Below are 18,400 nucleotides of genomic sequence, written 5' to 3'. Positions count from 1 at the left end.
CTGTATGGGGCCTACTCGCCGCCGCCGAAGCGGCGGGACCACCAGCCGGCGCGTCGTGGGGCAGCCGGCGTCTCGCTGGCCGCTTCAGGCGTGGGCTCAGGTGCTGCCGGCGGGGCGACCGGCTGCGGCGCCTCCGCAACCGGCGCAGCCGGCTCACTCGGGTTGCTGAGCAGGAAGCTCACCTTTTCGCGGACCGTGGAGCGCCGCCGCGCGGACTTGTCGTCGGCGGGCTCTTCTTCCGCGACGGCAGGAGCCGGCTCGGGCTGCGCGGGTGCCTCAGCCTGCACCTCGGCGCGGGGCTCGGGCTGGGCGAACTGTTGAGCGACTTGTGGCTCGGCGCTGTGTTCGGCCTGCGCGATCGAAGGTGCTGCCTCGCCGCTGGCGCCGTCGAAATCGGCGACCGCATCGCTGGCTTCCGGCGGCGCACTCGCCGCGAGCTCGTCGCTGATGGAGCCTGCCAGACCTTCTTCGCTTCCGCCGCGACGACGGCGTCCACCACGGCGACCACGCCGGCGCCGGCGCTCGCCGCTGCCCTGCTGCTCGCCACGGGCGGCCTGCTCCTCGCCTTCCTCACCGTCCTGCTCGGACTCGGCATCCTCCTCGCCTTCGCCGGCTGCCATGGCCGGCTCGGGAAGCGTGGGCGCGCTATCCTCGCGCAGTTCGCCATCGCGCTGGCCACCGCGGCCGCGCCGGCGACGGCGGCGCTTGCGGCGCTGACCGTCCTGCTCCGAGGCCGCTTCGCCAGCCTGCTCTTCAGTGAGACCTTCGGTCTCCTCGGTTTCGATCTCGGATTCCAGCTCCGGATCGAACTCCTCGTCGTCATAGGCTTCTTCAGCCAGCGGCGGCGGGCTCGCAGCAGCCTGCGCCGCGAGCAGCGCCTTGGCGGCTTCGAGCGTATGCACCTGCTCGCCGCGATCGATGACGTAGGCCTGCGGACCGCTGACGCTGGGGTCGGCGATGACAGACAGCGTGACCTTGAAGCCGTTCTCGAGATCGCGCAGATGGCCGCGCTTGTGGTTCAGCACATAGAGCGCGACGTCGGTGCGGGTGCGGACCACGAGGTTGTGGGTCGCGCCCTTCATCAGGATCTCTTCGAGGCCGCGCAAGAGCTGCAGCGCCACCGAGGACACCGAGCGGACATGGCCGGTGCCGCCGCAATGCGGGCAGGGATCGGTCGAGCTCTCGAGCACGCTGGCGCGGATGCGCTGGCGCGACATCTCGAGCAGGCCGAAATGCGAGATGCGGCCGACCTGGATGCGCGCGCGATCCTGGCGCAGGCAGTCGGACAGCTTGCGCTCGACCGCACGGTTGTTGCGCTTCTCGTCCATGTCGATGAAGTCGATGACGATCAGGCCGGCAAGGTCGCGCAGGCGGAGCTGGCGGGCGACCTCTTCGGCCGCCTCCAGATTGGTCTTGAGCGCGGTGTCCTCGATATGGTGCTCGCGGGTCGATCGTCCCGAGTTGACGTCGATCGAGACCAGCGCCTCGGTCTGGTTGATCACGACATAGCCGCCGGAGCGCAACTGCACGGTCGGCGAGAACATCGCATCGAGCTGGCTTTCGACGCCCATCCGCGAGAACAGCGGCTGGCCGTCGCGATACTGCTTCACCGCGCTGACATTGGCGGGCATCAGCATCTTCATGAAGTCGCGCGCTTCGCGGTAGCCGGCTTCGCCGGCAACCTGGATCTCGTCGATCTCCTTGTTGTAGAGGTCGCGCAGCGAACGCTTGATCAGCGAGCCTTCCTCGTAGACGAGGGTCGGGGCCTGCGACTTCAGCGTCAGGTCACGCACCGTCTCCCACATCCGGATCAGATATTCGAAATCGCGCTTGATCTCCGGCTTGGTGCGGGAGGCGCCTGCGGTGCGCAGGATGATGCCCATGCCCTCGGGCACGTCGAGATCCTGCACCACTTCCTTGAGGCGCGAGCGGTCCTGCGCGCTTGTGATCTTGCGGCTGATGCCGCCTCCACGTGCGGTGTTGGGCATCAAGACGGCGTAACGGCCGGCGAGCGAGAGATAGGTCGTCAGCGCCGCGCCCTTGTTGCCGCGTTCTTCCTTGACGACCTGCACCAGCATCACCTGGCGCCGCTTGATGACTTCCTGGATCTTGTACTGGCGGCGCGGACGGAAGGTGCGCTCCGGCACTTCCTCCAGCACGTCGTCGCCGCCGACGGATTCGACGACTTCCTCTTCGGCTTCCTCGCCGTCCTCGTCCTCGTCGTCCTCTTCTTCACCGGCTTGGCCGGCCTCATGCGGCGCTTCAACGCTCTCGCCGGCGGCGTAGACGGCCTCGGCCGGCTCGGTGGCCGACGTCACGGCTTCGGCGAGAGCCTCGGCATGCGCTTCGAAGACGTGCGCTTCGACGGTCTGGGTCTCCCGCGGCTCGGCAACGGGCTCGCTCGCCACGACGGGTTCTGCACCAACCGCGGCGACGGGCGCGGGCGTCTCGTCGGCATGATCACGGTCGTGATGATCGTGTTCGCGGTCATGACCATGGTCGTCACGATCGTGAGGGTGATCGTCATGGGCGTGGTGATGGTCGTCATGCTCGTGATCGTCGTGAGCGTGTTCGTGGTGATCGTGCCCGCCGTGCTGCTCCGCCTCTGTGTGCAATTGCTCGCCTTCGAGCGGAGCGCCTTCGGTGTAGTCCGGCTGCGGCGCGCCCTCGACCGGCTGGGCGGCGGGATCGGCGCCGGCGTCGAGACCTTCGACGATCTCGCTGCGCACGCGTTCGCCGTGACCGCGGCGGCGGGCGTTGCGGTGGCGCGAGCGGCGGCGGCCGTGGGAACGGTTCTCGCTCTCTTCCTCGGCTTCGCGATGGGCCTGTTCCTCGGCCTCGATCAGCGCCTGCCGGTCGGCGACCGGGATCTGGTAGTAGTCGGGATGGATTTCGCTGAAGGCGAGGAAGCCGTGGCGGTTGCCGCCATATTCGACGAAGGCGGCCTGGAGCGAGGGTTCGACCCTTGTCACCTTGGCGAGATAGATGTTTCCGCGCAGTTGCTTGCGTTGCGCAGTCTCGAAATCAAACTCTTCGACGCGATTGCCGCGGACCACGACGACCCGGGTCTCTTCCGGGTGGGTGGCATCGATCAACATCTTGTTGGGCATCTCTTAACTCTTGGCGGCGGCGGGCGCGATCGACCGTGGGCGCGATGTGCGCTGCCGGGTGACGCGACGGTCCACCTGATTCGGGGGTGAGGGGAAGGCCGAAACGCCCTCTTTCGCGCCTTGCCGAACCGGAAGCTTCAGGACCAAGGCGGCGCGCGGGATTGTCACTCCGCAGCGTCGCGAATGGTCCTTCAGAGTTCGTCGGCACAGTCTGGCGCATCAAGCGTCGGCCCGTATGAAACATTGGGCGGCGGGGCCGCCCCTCGATCAGTTGCTGCTGGCCAGGCATGGCGCGAGCGCGCTCGCCCTTGGGGATCACGAACCGTCCCCTTTGGATCAAGGGAGCGGGTAATGGGTTACGTCGCTGTCAGAACCGTCCCGGAAACGTGGTAACCGGGAACTGTCCGCCGCCGGGGCTTGGCCCGCTCCGCCTCGCTGCCGCGCACCGCGCTGGTCTTAGAGGGGAACGGAAAACGCTGGAATTCCCAAATCTTGGGAGCTCCGGCGCTGCACCGGGAGGCTGAATGCGACACAACCGGAAATATCGGCCGTCAGCATTCCGTACATACGAGGAATGGACCATTGGTGCAAGGGAGCGTCGCACGGCGGTCACAGTCCGCGAGTTTCGCGACGACGTCATTAAGGATCGGTTAACCCTGTGGTTCTATTGCGTTAAAAAGCTGCTCGGAGGCACGGAAATCGGTGGCGAGCCGCGCAAAACAAAGGATCTTGCTGGGATGCGCGCTGTTTTGCGTTGCGGCATTGCCGTATGCCGATTTCTCGCGTCTGAGCGCGGCGGAGAGCCGGTCGCAATCCGCTGCTGCGGCAGGAAATTTTCCAATCGCCTCAGGCGCCCGGCTGGCTGGTGACGGCAAGCAGACCCGCTTCATCCTCGACATCGACCAGACCGTGACGTTCCGCGCCGTGACGCTCGCCGACCCCTACCGGGTGGTGGTGGACGTCCCGCAGGTCAATTTTCGGCTCCCCGCGGGCACCGGGACGGCGGGACGGGGTCTGGTCAAGGCCTTCCGCTACGGGCTGGTCATGCCTGGCGGCTCGCGAATCGTGTTCGACCTGGCCGGGCCGGCTAAAATCGCCAACTCCTATGTTGTCGAGGCGGCCAACGGCCAGCCCGCCCGGCTCGTGCTCGAGCTGGAGGAGATCGACCGCGCGGCCTTCGTGCAGTCGCTCGCCCCGGAGAACCGCCCCGAACTGCGGCCTACGGTCGCCGACGCGCCGCCCGCAACCGTTGCCCCCGCGGCGGCCCCGGAGACGGTGCAGCAGAAGGCCGACGGCCGGCCCGTCGTCGTGATCGATCCCGGCCATGGCGGCATCGACAACGGCACGCAGTCCAGCGGCGAGAGCGAGAAAAACCTGGTGCTGGCCTTTGCCCGGGCGCTGCGCGACCGGCTGGACAAGGCCGGCAAGTACCGCGTGGTGATGACGCGGGACGACGACACCTTCATCCCGCTCAATGACCGGGTCAAAGTCGCACGCAACCTCAAGGCCGCGCTGTTCGTCTCGATCCATGCCGATGCGCTGCCGCGGGCCGAGGGCGATGCGCAGGGGGCCACCATCTATACGCTGTCCGACAAGGCCTCCGACGCCGAAGCCCAGCGTCTGGCCGACGCGGAAAACCGCGCGGACGCGATCGCCGGCTTCAACCTCGCGGAGGAGCCGACCGATGTCGCCGACATCCTGATCGACCTGACTCAGCGAGAAACCCGTACGTTTTCAAACCGTTTTGCCCATTTGCTGATGGCCGAAATGAAGTCCACGGTACGGATGCACAAGCATCCGCTGAAATCGGCCGGTTTCCGAGTGCTGAAGGCCCCTGACGTGCCCTCGGTGCTGGTCGAGATCGGCTACGTCTCCAACAAGGGCGACCTCGAGCACCTGGTGTCCGAGGGCTGGCGGTCCAAGGCCGTGGGCTCGATGGCCCAGGCGATCGACGGGTTCCTAGCCAAACGGCTGGCGACTGCCGGATCATCAAATTGACGGCCCGGGGGATCGTCGATTGACGACCCCGGGATCATCAAATTGACGACCGGGGGAGCGTCGAATTGAAGAAGAAGGGTTTTTCCGTCCCGCCGCAAAGGCCCTAGTTTGGCCACAGCGGACGCTTTATAAAAATGCCGAGGGGCCCCGGAATCGGAGAGAATCCCGCTCGGCAAGCGTCTTTAGGCCCAGCTTGATGTGATTGCGTAGGCCGGTGCATTCGCGACGTGAGGTTGGCGCCAGTTTGGGGCGCCAGTTTTTAGGTCCAACGGGGCTGATACTGGGCTGATCCAGAGTTTGAACGGATAAACACATAATGCGCTTGCTGGTGCGGTTCATGGGCTTCCTGTTCGCCGCGGGAACAGTGGTGTTCCTTGTCGGTGTCGGGGCCGTGGCAGGCCTGATCTGGCATTTCTCCAAGGACTTGCCGGACTACTCTCAGCTTCAGGATTACGAGCCGCCGGTGATGACGCGTGTGCACGCTGTCGACGGTTCGCTGCTCGGCGAGTACGCCAAGGAGCGGCGGCTGTATCTGCCGATCCAGGCGGTGCCGAAGCTCGTGATCAACGCCTTTCTCGCGGCCGAGGACAAGAATTTCTACGAGCACGGCGGCATCGACTACACCGGCATGGCGCGCGCGGGCGTGCTCTATCTGCAGAACTTCGGCTCCAACCGCCGTCCGCAGGGCGCTTCCACGATCACCCAGCAGGTCGCCAAGAACTTCCTGCTGACCAACGAGGTCTCCTTCGCGCGCAAGATCAAGGAAGCCTTGCTGGCGATGCGGATCGAGAAGACCTATTCCAAGGACAAGATCCTCGAGCTGTACCTGAACGAAATCTATCTGGGCCTCGGGGCCTACGGCATTGCGGCCGCCTCGCTGGTCTATTTCGACAAGTCGGTGAACGAGCTGACCGTGGCGGAAGCGTCCTATCTGGCGGCGCTGCCGAAGATGCCGGCGACGCTGCATCCGGTGCGCAACCGCGACCGCGCCGTCGAGCGACGCAACTACGTCATCGACCGTCTCCTGGAGAATGGCTGGATCAAGCAGGCCGACGCCGAGAAGGCGCGCAAGGAGCCGCTGGCCGTCACCAACCGTTCGGGCGGCGCCCACACCTTCGCCGGCGAATATTTCGCCGAGGAGGTCCGCCGCGACATCTTCGAGCGCTACGGCGAGAAGAAGCTGTACGAGGGTGGTCTGTCGGTCCGCACCACGCTCGATCCGAAGATCCAGGTCATGGCGCGCAAGACCATGGTCTCGGGCCTCGTGAACTATGACGAGCAGCAGGGCTATCGCGGCGCCATAAGCAAGCTCGATGTCTCCGGCGATTGGGGCGTGAAGCTCGCCGAGATCAAGTCGCTGTCCGACATTTCCCCGTGGCGGATGGCGGTGGTGCTGGAGACCAGCGACCAGTCGGCGCGCATCGGCTTCCAGCCGAGCCGCGAGCTCGGCGGTGCCGTCAGCAAGCAGCGCGAGACCGGCCTCGTCACCCTCGACGGCGTGCGCTGGGCGAGGGCGGCGCAGGGCAACGCCAAGGGCAAGACGCCGACCTCAGTGGCGCAGGTGCTTGCGCCGGGCGACGTGATCTATGCCGACCCGCTCTACAGCAAGGAAGGACAGCCGGTCGAAGGCCAGTACCGGCTGCGCCAGATCCCCGAAGTCTCCGGCGCGATGGCGGTGATGGATCCCTGGACCGGCCGCGTGCTCGCAATGGTCGGCGGCTTCTCGTTCGACCAGAGCCAGTTCAACCGCGCGACGCAGGCCTACCGGCAGCCGGGTTCGTCGTTCAAGCCGATCGTCTATTCGGCCGCGCTCGACAACGGCTACACGCCTTCGACGGTCGTGCTCGACGCGCCGATCGAAATCGACCAGGGCCAAGGCGCCGGCGTGTGGCGGCCGGAGAATTTTGATGCCGGCAAATACAATGGTCCGATGACGCTGCGTAATGCGCTTCGACTGTCGCGTAACACCGTGACGGTGCGGCTTGCCCAGGACATCGGGATGCCGTTGATTGGCGAGTATGCCAGGCGTTTCGGCGTTTATGACGAGCTGCCCAATTACCTGTCGTACTCCCTGGGCGCCGGCGAGACCACCGCGATGCGGATGGTCACGGCCTATTCGATGCTCGCCAATGGCGGCCGCCGCGTGAAGCCGACCCTGATCGACCGTATCCAGGACCGCTACGGCCACACCATCTACAAGCACGACCAGCGCGAATGCCGCGGCTGCGACGCGCCGGGGGGCTGGAAGAACCAGCCCGAGCCGCAGCTGATCGACCGCCGCGAGCAGGTGCTGGATTCCATGACCGCCTACCAGATCACGGAGCTGTTGGAAGGCGTGGTCCAGGCCGGCACGGCCACAGTGCTCAAGGAAGTGGGCAAGCCGATTGCGGGCAAGACCGGCACCACCAACGAGGCCAAGGATGCCTGGTTCGTCGGCTACTCGCCGGACATCGCGGTCGCGGTCTATATGGGCTATGACAAGCCGCGTCCGCTCGGCAGAGGCAATGCGGCGACCGGCGGCCATCTCGCCGCGCCAATCGTGCGTGATTTCCTCAAGCTGGCGCTTGCCGACAAGCCCGCCGTGCCGTTCAAGGTGCCGGCCGGCATCAAGCTGGTGCGGGTCGTCGCCAAGACCGGCATGCGCGCCGGCCCTGGCGAGACCGGCGGAACGATTCTGGAGGCCTTCAAGCCGGGCACGGCGCCACCGGACAACTATGCAGTTATCGGGGTCGCCGACGCCGACGCACGCGGCGGCATGCCGGCCTCGCAGCAGCAGCAGCCGGATTCCGGCTTCCTGATACGACCGGGCACCGGCGGGCTGTGGTAGCGGATAACGCCTGATACCGGCGAGGGGGCCGGTTGCGCTTTCGCGCCGCCGCCGCTACATCCCCGTTGCAAATCGAACGCGGACCAATTCCGCGAGACCAGAGAATGACATGCGCGCCGAGATCGAACGGTTGGTAGAAGAGATCAAGCAGTCAGTCGGGCTGCTGAGGAGGCATCTTTGACGTCGAGAAATCGACGGCACGCCTCGCTGAGCTGAACAAGCTCGCAGAAGATCCCAACCTCTGGAACGATCCCCAGAAGGCCCAGAAGCTCATGCAGGAGCGCACCGCGCTCGAGGATTCGCTCTCGGGCATCGGCAAGGTCGAGCAGGAGCTCGAAGACGACATCGGCATGATCGAGCTCGGCGAGGCCGAGGGCGATGACGGCGTCGTTGCCGAAGCCGAAGCTGCGCTGAAGAACCTGAAGAAGGAAGTCGCGCGGCGCGAGCTCGAGGCGCTGCTGTCCGGTGAAGCCGACCGCTTCGATTCCTATCTCGAAGTCCATGCCGGTGCCGGCGGCACCGAGAGCCAGGACTGGGCGCAGATGCTCTTGCGCATGTACACGCGCTGGGCCGAAACGCACGGCTTCAAGGTCGAGTACCTCGAAGAGTCCGAGGGCGAAGAAGCCGGCATCAAGTCGGCGACCATCCAGGTCTCCGGCCACAACGCCTATGGCTGGCTGAAGACGGAAGCCGGCGTGCATCGGCTGGTGCGCATCTCGCCGTTCGATTCCAACGCGCGGCGGCACACCTCGTTCTCGAGCGTGCAGGTCTTCCCCGTCATCGACGACAGCATCAAGATCGACATCAAGGAATCCGACGTTCGCACCGACACCATGCGTTCGGGCGGCGCCGGCGGCCAGCACGTCAACAAGACCGAATCCGCGGTGCGCCTGACGCACATCCCGACCGGCGTCGCCGTGGTCTGCCAGGCCGGCCGGTCGCAGCACAAGAACCGGGCCCAGGCCTGGGACATGCTGCGCGCGCGCCTCTACGAGATCGAGTTGAAGAAGCGCGAGGAGAAGGCCGCCGCCGACCAGGCCGCCAAGACCGACATCGGCTGGGGCCACCAGATCCGCTCCTACGTGCTGCAACCCTACCAGATGGTGAAGGATCTGCGCACGGGTGTGCAGACCTCCGACACGTCGGGCGTGCTCAACGGCGAGCTCGACGAGTTCATGGCCGCGACTCTGGCGCAGCGCGCCTTCGGCACGACCGCGGGCGACGTCGAGGACGTGGACTAGCGATGACACGCGTCGCCTTCATCGGGCTTGGGCGGATGGGCCGCGGCATGGCCGGCCGCTATCTCGATGCCGGTTTTACTGTGACGCTGTGGAATCGTAGCAAGGCCAAGGCAGAGGACCTGATCGCGCGCGGCGCGCTTTGGGCGACCTCGCCGGAAGATGCTGCGATCGATGCCGACGCGGTCGTGACCATGGTTGCCGACGACGAGGCCTCGCGCGCGGTCTGGCTCGGGCCGATGGGCGCGGTCAAGACGGCGAAGGCCGGCACCATCGCAATCGAATGCTCCACCGTCTCCTATGACCACGCCCGCGAGATGGGCAGCGACCTCAATGCGCGTGGGCTGATCTACATCGATTGTCCCGTGACGGGTCTGCCGGATGCGGCGGCCGCCGGAAAGCTGACGCTGCTGGTCGGCGCCGACACCGCCGATCTCGAACGTGCACGCCCGTTCCTCGAACCGATCGGTTCGACCATCCGCCATTTCGGTGCGGTCGGCTCCGGCACGGTCTATAAGCTCATCAACAATCTGATGGGGGCGATCCAGATCGCCGGCCTTGCGGAAGGGCTCGCGATCGCCGAGCAGGCCGGGCTCGACATGAACCTGGTGCTGGAATCGATCCAGGCGGGCGTCGCCGCAAGCCCGCAGGTGCAGCGTCATTCCAAGCGCATGGTCGCCCGCGATTTTTCCGGCGCGACCTTCACCGCAGCGCTGCGGCACAAGGATGCCGCCTATGCCGTCAAGCTCGCCGAGAGCCTCCTGGCCGGCAAGCCGCTGGTCGCACGTGCCGCGGTCGAGGCCTACGCGCATGCCAAAGCGGCGATGCCGGATGACGATGAAGGCAGGATGATCGAGCTGGTGTCGCGGCCGAAATAGGCGATGAGCTGCCGACGTCGCTGAAATTGATCGCTCATTGTGAGGCGATATGTCGAGGGGACTGGAATTTCGGAAACTGAACGAGGAGTGAATGCGGAGCCGAATGCTCCGTTGCCGCGCGTGAGTGTATCAGGCCACGATGTGCTTCTCCGGTTCTTGTTGAATCCTTTTCGCTTCAAATCCTTTGCCGAAGATGACCAAGGCATCCTTCGTTTCGTGAATTGCGGACGGTGTCGGCTTGGAGCAACCAACGATGAGGGATGGTGGCGCGGGCAATGCCGTTACAGTAATTTGGCACCTGCTTGGGGTGAGTTTTACGAGATTGCCGGTCCAGACCCGCATGCGCTGGACCCGGTAGATTGGAAGGGCATAAGCGCGATTTCAACGGAGTGGCGTCACTTCCTGTTCTATTTTCGCGATGAGACATTTGAGTGCCTCGCTGAAGCCTGGACTTTCGAGCCCGTTCCGGAAAATGCGCTGATCCGCAAGCTGCCTGCCAACTGAGGCGAGCGGCTCAACTTCCGCCGATTCGGCCGCGCCCGGCTTGCCGCGTCGCGTTGCGTAAGTTCCGTAGCAACGTTTCACCCCGCGGAAAATCGTGGTGCTTGCCAGCCACGAGTCTCCTTGCGACACTCCCGACAAAACAAGACTACAAAACAGGGGAGAGACCAATGCCGGGTCGTCGCAAGAATCTCGCTGCCCTCGCCATCCTTGTTGCCGGAGCGCTCGCGGCGACATCGGCCGTGGCGCAGAAGAGATATGACCCGGGCGCCTCCGACACCGAAATCAAGATCGGCAACATCATGCCCTATAGCGGGCCGGCGTCCTCCTATGGCGTGATCGGCAAGACCGAGGCCGCCTTCTTCAAGATGATCAACGACCAGGGCGGCATCAACGGGCGCAAGATCAATTTCATCAGCTATGACGACGCCTATTCGCCGCCGAAGGCGATCGAGCAGGCGCGCAAGCTGGTCGAGAGCGACGATGTTTTGTTGATCTTCCAGGCGCTCGGCACGCCCTCGAATTCCGCGATCATGAAATACATGAATGCGAAGAAGGTGCCGCAGCTCTTCGTCGCCTCCGGCGGCACCAAGTTCGGCGACCCCAAGAACTTCCCCTGGACCATGGGCTTCCAGCCCAATTACCAGAGCGAGGGGCGGATCTACGCAAAGTACATCCGCGACAATTTTCCGAACGGCAAGATCGCGGTGTTCTGGCAGAACGACGATGCCGGCAAGGACCAGTTCAAGGGCCTGAAGGACGGGCTCGGCGACAAGGCGAACATGATCATCGCCGACAAGTCCTACGAGGTCAGCGACCCCTCGATCGACTCGCAGATCGTGGCCCTGCACGATTCCGGCGCCGACATCTTCTTCTCATGGGCCGCGCCGAAAGGCTCGGCGCAGGCGATCCGGAAAGTCGGCGAACTCGGCTGGAAGCCGAAATTCTTTCTGGCCAACACCGCGACCTCGGTCGCCTCGGTGCTCAGGCCCGCCGGGCTCGAATACGCCAAGGACATCATTTCGACGGTCTATTTGAAAGACCCGACTGATCCGACCTGGGACAAGGACCCGGCCGTGGTGAAATGGCGTGGGTTCATGGACAAGTATTATCCTGACGGCGACAAGGCCAACGCCAACAACATTTATGGCTACGTCCAGGCCGAGGCGATGGTGCAGGTGCTGAAGCAGTGTGGTGACAATCTCACCCGCGAGAACGTCATGAAGCAGGCCGCAAACCTGAAGAACTTCCATACCGACCTGATGCTGCCGGGCATCATGGTCAACACCTCGCCCGACGACTATTTCCCGATCGAGCAGATGCAGCTGATGCGCTTCAACGGGCAGGCTTGGGAGCTGTTCGGCGACGTCATCACCGGCGAGGTCGGCCACGAGCGCAGCCAGTAGTCACGGCTGGGTGCGCGGGCTTAGCCCGCGCTGAGGCGCACGCCCGCGCGCAAGAACTTCTGCGGGTCGACGGCTTCGCCGTCGATGCGGGTCTCGTAGTGCAGATGCGGACCGGTGGAGCGGCCGGTCGAGCCGACGAGACCGACGACCTGGCCGATCTTCACGATCTCGCCGACCTTGACGCTGATCTCGGAGAGGTGGCCATAGCGGGTCGACAGCCCGTTGCCGTGATCGACCTCGACCATGCGGCCGTAGCCGCCGGACCAGCCGGCCGAGACCACCTTGCCATAGGCGGTAACGCGGACGGGATCGCCGGTCGCGGCGCGGAAGTCGAGGCCGGTGTGCATCGCGGGCCGTCCCAGGAAGGGGTCGCTGCGCACGCCGAAGCCGGAGGTGAACTCGACCTCGCCGATGACGGGCTTGCGATAGGGCACCAGCGCCAAGGTGCGATTGAGCCGGTCCAGTTCGGCGCGGGTCGTGTTGATGCGGTTGAGCTGCTTCTCGAACGGTCCGGCACTGGCCGTCAGCTTGACCGGGACGAACGGTCCACCCATCGCGCTGCGCGGCACGGCGGCTTCGAGACTGGCGAGATTGAGACCGAGATCGCTGACGACGCCGCGCATCCGGCGCATGCGCGAATCCATGCCTTCCTCGACCGCACTGAGCGCCGCCATCTGGCGCCGCTCGACCTGGTCGAGCGAGGTGGTGAGCCGGACCAGGACATTGTCAAAACCCTGGTTCTTGGCGAATTGGCTGGTCGGCGGAGCCAGCACGGCAGGTGCGCGCGATTCGAGGCGGGCTTCACGATCCGGCGGTGCCACGAAGATCACGGTGTCGCTGATCGGCGACGGCTTTGGCGTGCCCTGCGTCGCGCTCTGGCCGGCATCGCTGCGCTGAGGAGCCGTACGGGGAATCGATCCGGTCACGTCAGGCATGGCGCCCAGCGCCGTTGCCCGGGACTCCAGCGCCGTCTGGCGCTTCATGATCTGGTCGAGCTTCTGGTCGAACTGCTCCTGGTCGAGCAGCTGGCGGCTGGTGGCGCGGTCGACCTTGGCGCGCAGCTCGGCGATGCGGTCCTCATAGGCGTACTGCATCTCGGCCTGGCGGGCGATCAGCCGGGTCAGGACGTCGTCCCGGAAGGCGAAATAGGTGGCGGTCGCGGCCGACCACAGTCCGAGCAAAACGATCGTGCCGACGACGATCCAGAACACGACCGGACCGAGGCGAACCTGCTTGCCGTGATGGACGATGGTGTAGGCGTCGTCGACGTCGGGAAGGGTAATCGCGGCGGCCGCTGCAACCGTGACGGGACGCCGGTGGAACGCCCGTCCGTGGTCGTGGGGGTGATGCTGGGGGTACTGCGAATATTGGGCAGAACTTTTCGACATCGGCACTCCCGGCGCCGGTCGGATGGGTTCCTTGCGGCTTAATTGCCGCAGCAATCTGGGCTCGTCATGGTTAATTTTCCGGAAACGGAACCACGAGAACTTAACGGGCTGGTTGCAGACTTCTTGCCGCTTCCAGCACCTGATCGGCGTGGCCGTCGACCCGGACATTGCGCCAGATCCGCGCCACCTTGCCATCGCTCCCGACCAGTACCGTGGTGCGAAGAATCCCGAGGAAGCTCCTGCCGTACATGGACTTTTTGCCCCAGGCGCCATACGCCTCCAGCATCTCGTGCCTCTCGTCCGAGATCAGGGGAACGCCGAGCCCGTGCTTGTCGCGGAACTTCTCCTGGGCCTTTAACGAATCCGCGGAGACGCCGAGCACGGCGGTCCCGGCGTCGGCGAAGGCGCCTGCAAGCCGGGTGAAGTCGATGGCCTCCCGGGTGCAGCCGGGCGTGTCGGCGCGCGGATAGAAGAACAGGACGAGCTTCTGGCCGGCATAGTCGGACAGTGTCGCCACGCCGCCGCCATCGCGGCGCAGGCGGAAGGGGGGAGCCTTCTGCCCTTCGGTCAGGACCGGCTTCGCCGTAGACCGTGCTGATTTGGAGGATTTTAACTGTTTCGATGCGGCCTCGTGCAATGCTGTCTTTGCGATGGTCGCGATTGATTTGCTGGCCGGTGGCCGCTGTGTTTTCGCGGTCTTTGTTTGAGTCGTTGCCCTGGTTTTGGGGGCCTTCTTTTTAGCTGTCGGACTGCCGGAGGGCGTTTTGGACGATTTCTTTCGGGATTTCTTGGACATACGCCTTCCTTTCGACGCTTTCGGCGGGTCAACCGAAGCGGTATTGCAGGTCTCGTCCGGTGTGCCGGAATCGCGCCCTTGGCTGGGCAAGTCTGATGACACCGGAGTATGGTTACAAGGAATTCCACGCACCACCCCACTGCTCGTTGAACGCGCTCCCGGGGCGAAATGACGAACAGCAGGAATATTCGAGGTATGGCGGCAGTGCCGGCGCAGGGGTCTTCGCGTCCCGTGGACGGCTGCGGTCCCGGCGGCGCGCAATCCCACGATGGGCGCCTGTATCGAGAGGCAATGGCAAGGAATACGTCGCCACAGGACTACAATCGGGATTTCGATCGGCGCGGCGTTCAACAACAGCCGCAGGAATGGGACGAAGCCGACTGGGATCCGGATCAGGAAGCGGCGGCGGGCCATCGGGCGCGCCGGCTGTTGTCGCGTTCCCATTCGGGCTTCCATCGCTTTGATGACGGCTTCGGCTCGCTGCGCCGATGGCTCGGCGGCGGCCGCTGGCTGAAGCGGCTGGCCCTGGTGGTTGGCGCCCTCATCGTCATCTTTGTCGGCTGTTTCGGTGCGCTGTGGTGGCGGCTCGGCGCGGGACCCATCAACCTCGATATCGCGACGCCCTGGCTTGCCGCCGCCATCGAGGACAACATCGGCCACGGCAACACGGTCGAGGTCGGCGGCACCCAGATCGAGCGCGCCGGGCGGGTCCGCATTGCCGTGCGCATCCGCGACATCATCGTGCGCGACCGCGACCATGCGATCGTCGCCAGCGCGCCGAAGGCCGAGGTGAGGCTGTCGGGCGCGGGCCTGCTGATGGGGCACCTGCGCGCGGAAAGCCTCAACCTGGTCGACGCCGAACTCGCGATCCGCATCGCCCCCGACGGCACCGTCACGGTCTCGGCCGGCGACACCGCAAAACCGCTGGCAACGGGCGTTGCCTCCAAGAAGGATGCGGGCCTGCCGCCGACATTCCCGCGCAACGGCGTTCCGCCGCCGCCATTCGCCACCGCGCCTGCGGGCCAGGAGCCGTCTCAAGCCGCATCGCAAGCCGCGCCTCAGGCGAGCGCGCCGAGCGGCATTCTCCAGGGCCTCGACTGGCTCGACAGTCTGAGCATGACCGGCCTCGACGGTCAGAACCTCAACGAGATCGGCCTGAAGAACGGCAATCTGATCGTCGACGATCAGCAGCGCGGCAGCAAATGGAGCTTTGAGAACATCACGCTGAGCTTGCGCCGGCCGAGCCACGGCGGCGTCGCGCTCAGCCTCGGCGAGGAGGGCGCGCGGCCCTGGATGCTGCGCGCCACGATCGGCCCGGCCGAGAATGGCGTGCGTTCGGTCGACATCAAGGCCGACAAGGTCTCGACCTCCAACATCCTGCTGGCACTGCGGGTGAAGGATCTCACCTATACCGCCGACCTGCCGTTGACCGGCGAGCTCAAGGGCGAGCTCGGCCGCGACGGCGTGCCCACCTTCTTCCGCGGCAAGATCGCTGTGGGCGCGGGCAACATCATCGATACCGACACGCCCGACTATCCGATGGCGATCGATTCCGCCGAGATCAACGTCGAGTGGGATGCCAATCGGCGGGTGCTGGTCGCACCTTTCAAGATCCTCTCCGGTGCCAACCGTCTGACGCTTCTGGCCCATCTCGAGCCGCCCAACGGCAACATCAACGACTGGCAGCTCGGCTTCAGCGGCGGATCGATCCTGCTCGGCGGCATCGACAACGAGCCGCCGCTGGTCTTCAACCGCATCGCGATCGGCTTCCGCTTCGACACCGACCACAAGCGCATGCTGCTGACGCAGGCCGACGTCTCCAATGGCGAGATCGGCGTCGCCGGCACCGGCGCCATCGACTATTCGGGCGAGCCGCGGCTCACGCTCGGCTTTGCGGGAACGCCGATGTCGGCCTCCGCGCTCAAGCGGATGTGGCCGACGCTGATCGTCCCCGAATTGCGCGAATGGGTGATCGAGCGGATCGAGCGCGGCACGCTCCAGCGCATCGAGATCGGCATCAATTCACCGACCAGGAACCTTCCGCGCAAGGGGCCGCCGATCCCGGACGACGGCCTCTCGGTCAATATCGTCGCGAGCGGCGTCGCGGTGCGCCCCGTGGACGGCATGCCTGTCGTGCACGATGCCGACCTCAAGGCACGCGTGACCGGGCGCACGGCGACGGTGAATATCGGCCAGGGCATCGCCGACACGCCGGCCGGTCGCAAGATCACGATCTCCGACTTCACCTTCGAGGTGCCTGACATGGCGCCCAAGCCGTCGCCCTCGCGCACCAGGTTCCGCGTCGACGGTCCCGTGCCTGCGGCGGCCGAAATGCTTTCGAACGATCGGCTGAGTGATCTCTCGGCGACCGTCGTCGATCCCAACACCAGCAAGGGCACGTTCTCGGCGAACATCCAGCTCGGCATGCCGGTCAAGGGCGAACTGACCAAGTCCGACACGACCTACGCCGTCACCGCCGATCTCAACGGCTTTGCCGCGGACAAGCTGGTGATGAACCAGAAGCTCGAGGCCAACAATCTGAAGATCCTCGCCAATAACCAGGGCTACCAGGTCAAGGGCGACGTCAAGATCAACGGGCAGGCCGCCTCGCTCGACTACCGCAAGCCGGCCGAGGGCGATGCCGACGTCCGATTGCAGGCGACGCTGGACGATGCGAGTCGCGCGCGCCTCGGCTTCGATCTCAGCCCCGCCGTCAGCGGCTCGTTGCCGATCAAGGTGTCTGGCAAGATCGCCGGCGGTCCGGAGCAGACGACGAAGCTCGGCGTCGAGGCCGACCTGACCTCGGTCAAGCTCGACAACATCCTGCCCGGCTGGGTCAAGCTGCCGGGCAAGTCCGGCAAGGCCAGCTTCAAGGTGGTGCCGACGGCGCAATCAACCCGCTTCGAGGACATCGTCATCGAAGGCAGCGGCGCCTCGATCAAGGGCTCGCTCGAGCTCGATCCGAATGGCGACCTCGTGAGCGCGAACTTCCCGACCTACGCGCCGTCCGACGGTGACAAGGCGTCGTTGAAGGTCGAGCGCGGCCAGGATGGCGTGGTGCGCGGCACCGTGCGCGGGGACGTGTTCGACGGCCGCGGCTTTCTGAAGTCGGCGATCTCGGGCAATTCCAAGGACGACAAGAGCAAGCTGAAGAACGTCGATTTCGACATCGACGTGAAGCTCGGTGCGGTCGCCGGCTTCAACGGCGAGGCGATGCGCAGCGTCGATGCCAAGATGTCGAAGCGCAGCGGTGCCATCAAGGCCTTCACGCTGAGCGGCAAGATCGGCCGCGACACGCCCATTGCGGCTGATCTGCGCGGTGGCCGCGCCCAGGGCAACCGGGAAGTGATCTACCTGCAGACCAACGATGCCGGCTCGCTGCTCCGCTTCACCGACACCTACACCAAGGCGGTCGGCGGTCAGATGGTGGTTGCGATGGAGCCGCCGACGTCGGAGCCGAACACCTCGCGCGAGGGCCTGATCAGCGTGCGCGACTTCACCGTCAAGGGCGAGGCGCAGCTCGAGCGCGTCGCCGCCGGCGCGCCGAACGGAAACGGCAACGGCGTCTCCTTCAGTGCGCTCCGCGCCGAGTTCACGCGGCAGAACGGCGCGCTCACGATCCGCGACGGCGTGGTCAAGGGCCCGATGATCGGCGCCACCATCGAAGGGTCGATCGACTATCCCGGCAACCAGGTGTGCATGAGCGGCACCTTCGTGCCGATGTATGGGGTCAACAACATCTTCGGCCAGATCCCGCTGTTCGGCATCTTCCTTGGCGGCGGCAACAATGAGGGCCTGATCGGCGTCACCTACGAGGTCGTCGGCACGCCGGCCGCGCCCGTGATGCGCGTCAACCCGATCTCGGCGATGGCACCTGGTCTGTTCCGCAAGATCTTCGAGTTCAACACCGGCAAGCAGACCTCGCCGTTCGAGGAATTCCCGTCGCAGTCCAACGATGGCTCGACCGGCTCGACGCGTCAGCTGTCGAGCGGCTGCAGCCTCGCGCGGCGGCAGTAGCGGGGCTCCAGCGCCCGCGCGGAATGACGCTGCGGAGCCTCCAGCGCCCGCCGTCTACGCCGCATGCGCGCCCTTCAGGAAGGTCCCGACTTCGCCGGAAAGCTGCCCGGCCTGCTTGGAGAGATTGGAGGCTGGCGCAACCACCATGCCAGCGGCGTTGCCGGCCTCGTTGGCGGCGGTGGAGACGCCGCCGATATTGGTGGTCACCTCCTTGGTCGCCGCGTTCTTGCGCCCGCCGCTG

Annotated in this window: 10 protein-coding genes and 1 pseudogene; 7 read left to right on the top strand and 4 right to left on the bottom strand. The window is 65.5% G+C overall.

What is annotated here, in order from left to right:
- Positions 1-11: 11 nt before the first annotated feature.
- Positions 12-3,110: an Rne/Rng family ribonuclease gene (locus ACRQ5Q_RS23500; RefSeq protein WP_439392467.1), complete on the bottom strand. Its 3,099-nt coding sequence runs from the start codon at positions 3,108-3,110 to the stop codon at positions 12-14.
- Between the two features lie 702 nt (positions 3,111-3,812).
- Between ACRQ5Q_RS23500 and ACRQ5Q_RS23495 the strand changes: the two genes are divergently transcribed.
- The 6 genes from ACRQ5Q_RS23495 to ACRQ5Q_RS23470 all read left to right on the top strand — a co-directional run bounded on the left by ACRQ5Q_RS23495 (position 3,813) and on the right by ACRQ5Q_RS23470 (position 11,958).
- Positions 3,813-5,108, top strand: a complete 1,296-nt coding sequence (locus ACRQ5Q_RS23495; RefSeq protein WP_439392466.1) for an N-acetylmuramoyl-L-alanine amidase — start codon at positions 3,813-3,815, stop codon at positions 5,106-5,108.
- 316 nt (positions 5,109-5,424) lie between these two features.
- The gene (locus ACRQ5Q_RS23490; protein ID WP_439375246.1) at positions 5,425-7,935 is read left to right on the top strand and encodes a penicillin-binding protein 1A; all 2,511 of its coding nucleotides are present in this window, start codon (positions 5,425-5,427) and stop codon (positions 7,933-7,935) included.
- Between the two features lie 109 nt (positions 7,936-8,044).
- Positions 8,045-9,176, top strand: a protein-coding gene (gene prfB / locus ACRQ5Q_RS23485) for a peptide chain release factor 2 (RefSeq protein WP_439375247.1) whose coding sequence is annotated in 2 segments (ribosomal slippage) — positions 8,045-8,113 and positions 8,115-9,176 — 1,131 coding nt in all. Because the reading frame shifts where the segments join, the coding sequence is not laid out codon by codon here.
- A 2-nt stretch (positions 9,177-9,178) separates the two neighbouring features.
- Positions 9,179-10,051, top strand: a complete 873-nt coding sequence (locus ACRQ5Q_RS23480) for an NAD(P)-dependent oxidoreductase (RefSeq protein WP_439392465.1) — start codon at positions 9,179-9,181, stop codon at positions 10,049-10,051.
- A gap of 87 nt (positions 10,052-10,138) precedes the next feature.
- Entirely contained in the window at positions 10,139-10,555 is a 417-nt protein-coding gene (locus ACRQ5Q_RS23475) for a hypothetical protein (protein WP_439375249.1), read from the top strand.
- Positions 10,556-10,722: 167 nt separating this feature from the next.
- On the top strand, positions 10,723-11,958 hold the full coding sequence (locus ACRQ5Q_RS23470) for an ABC transporter substrate-binding protein (protein ID WP_439375250.1): 1,236 nt from the start codon (positions 10,723-10,725) through the stop codon (positions 11,956-11,958).
- Between the two features lie 20 nt (positions 11,959-11,978).
- On the opposite strand, the gene ACRQ5Q_RS23465 is transcribed toward ACRQ5Q_RS23470, so the two are convergent.
- Positions 11,979-13,346: a peptidoglycan DD-metalloendopeptidase family protein gene (locus ACRQ5Q_RS23465; protein WP_439375251.1), complete on the bottom strand. Its 1,368-nt coding sequence runs from the start codon at positions 13,344-13,346 to the stop codon at positions 11,979-11,981.
- Between the two features lie 100 nt (positions 13,347-13,446).
- On the bottom strand, positions 13,447-14,142 hold the full coding sequence (locus ACRQ5Q_RS23460; RefSeq protein ID WP_439392464.1) for a peroxiredoxin: 696 nt from the start codon (positions 14,140-14,142) through the stop codon (positions 13,447-13,449).
- 195 nt (positions 14,143-14,337) lie between these two features.
- On the opposite strand from ACRQ5Q_RS23460, the gene ACRQ5Q_RS23455 reads away from it, so the two are divergent.
- Positions 14,338-18,159 (top strand): YhdP family protein, encoded by a 3,822-nt coding sequence (locus ACRQ5Q_RS23455; protein ID WP_439375253.1) that lies wholly within the window; start codon positions 14,338-14,340, stop codon positions 18,157-18,159.
- A 54-nt stretch (positions 18,160-18,213) separates the two neighbouring features.
- On the opposite strand, the pseudogene ACRQ5Q_RS23450 reads toward ACRQ5Q_RS23455, so the two are convergent.
- Positions 18,214-18,378: pseudogene (locus ACRQ5Q_RS23450) on the bottom strand (methyl-accepting chemotaxis protein); the annotation flags it as partial.
- Positions 18,379-18,400 lie beyond the last annotated feature (22 nt).

The sequence above is a fragment of the Bradyrhizobium sp. PMVTL-01 genome (genome assembly GCF_051861855.1).
Classification (GTDB): Bacteria; Pseudomonadota; Alphaproteobacteria; order Rhizobiales; family Xanthobacteraceae; genus Bradyrhizobium.
Note: the sequence above shows the minus strand (reverse complement) of the source record. Positions and strands in the feature narration are given on the sequence as shown.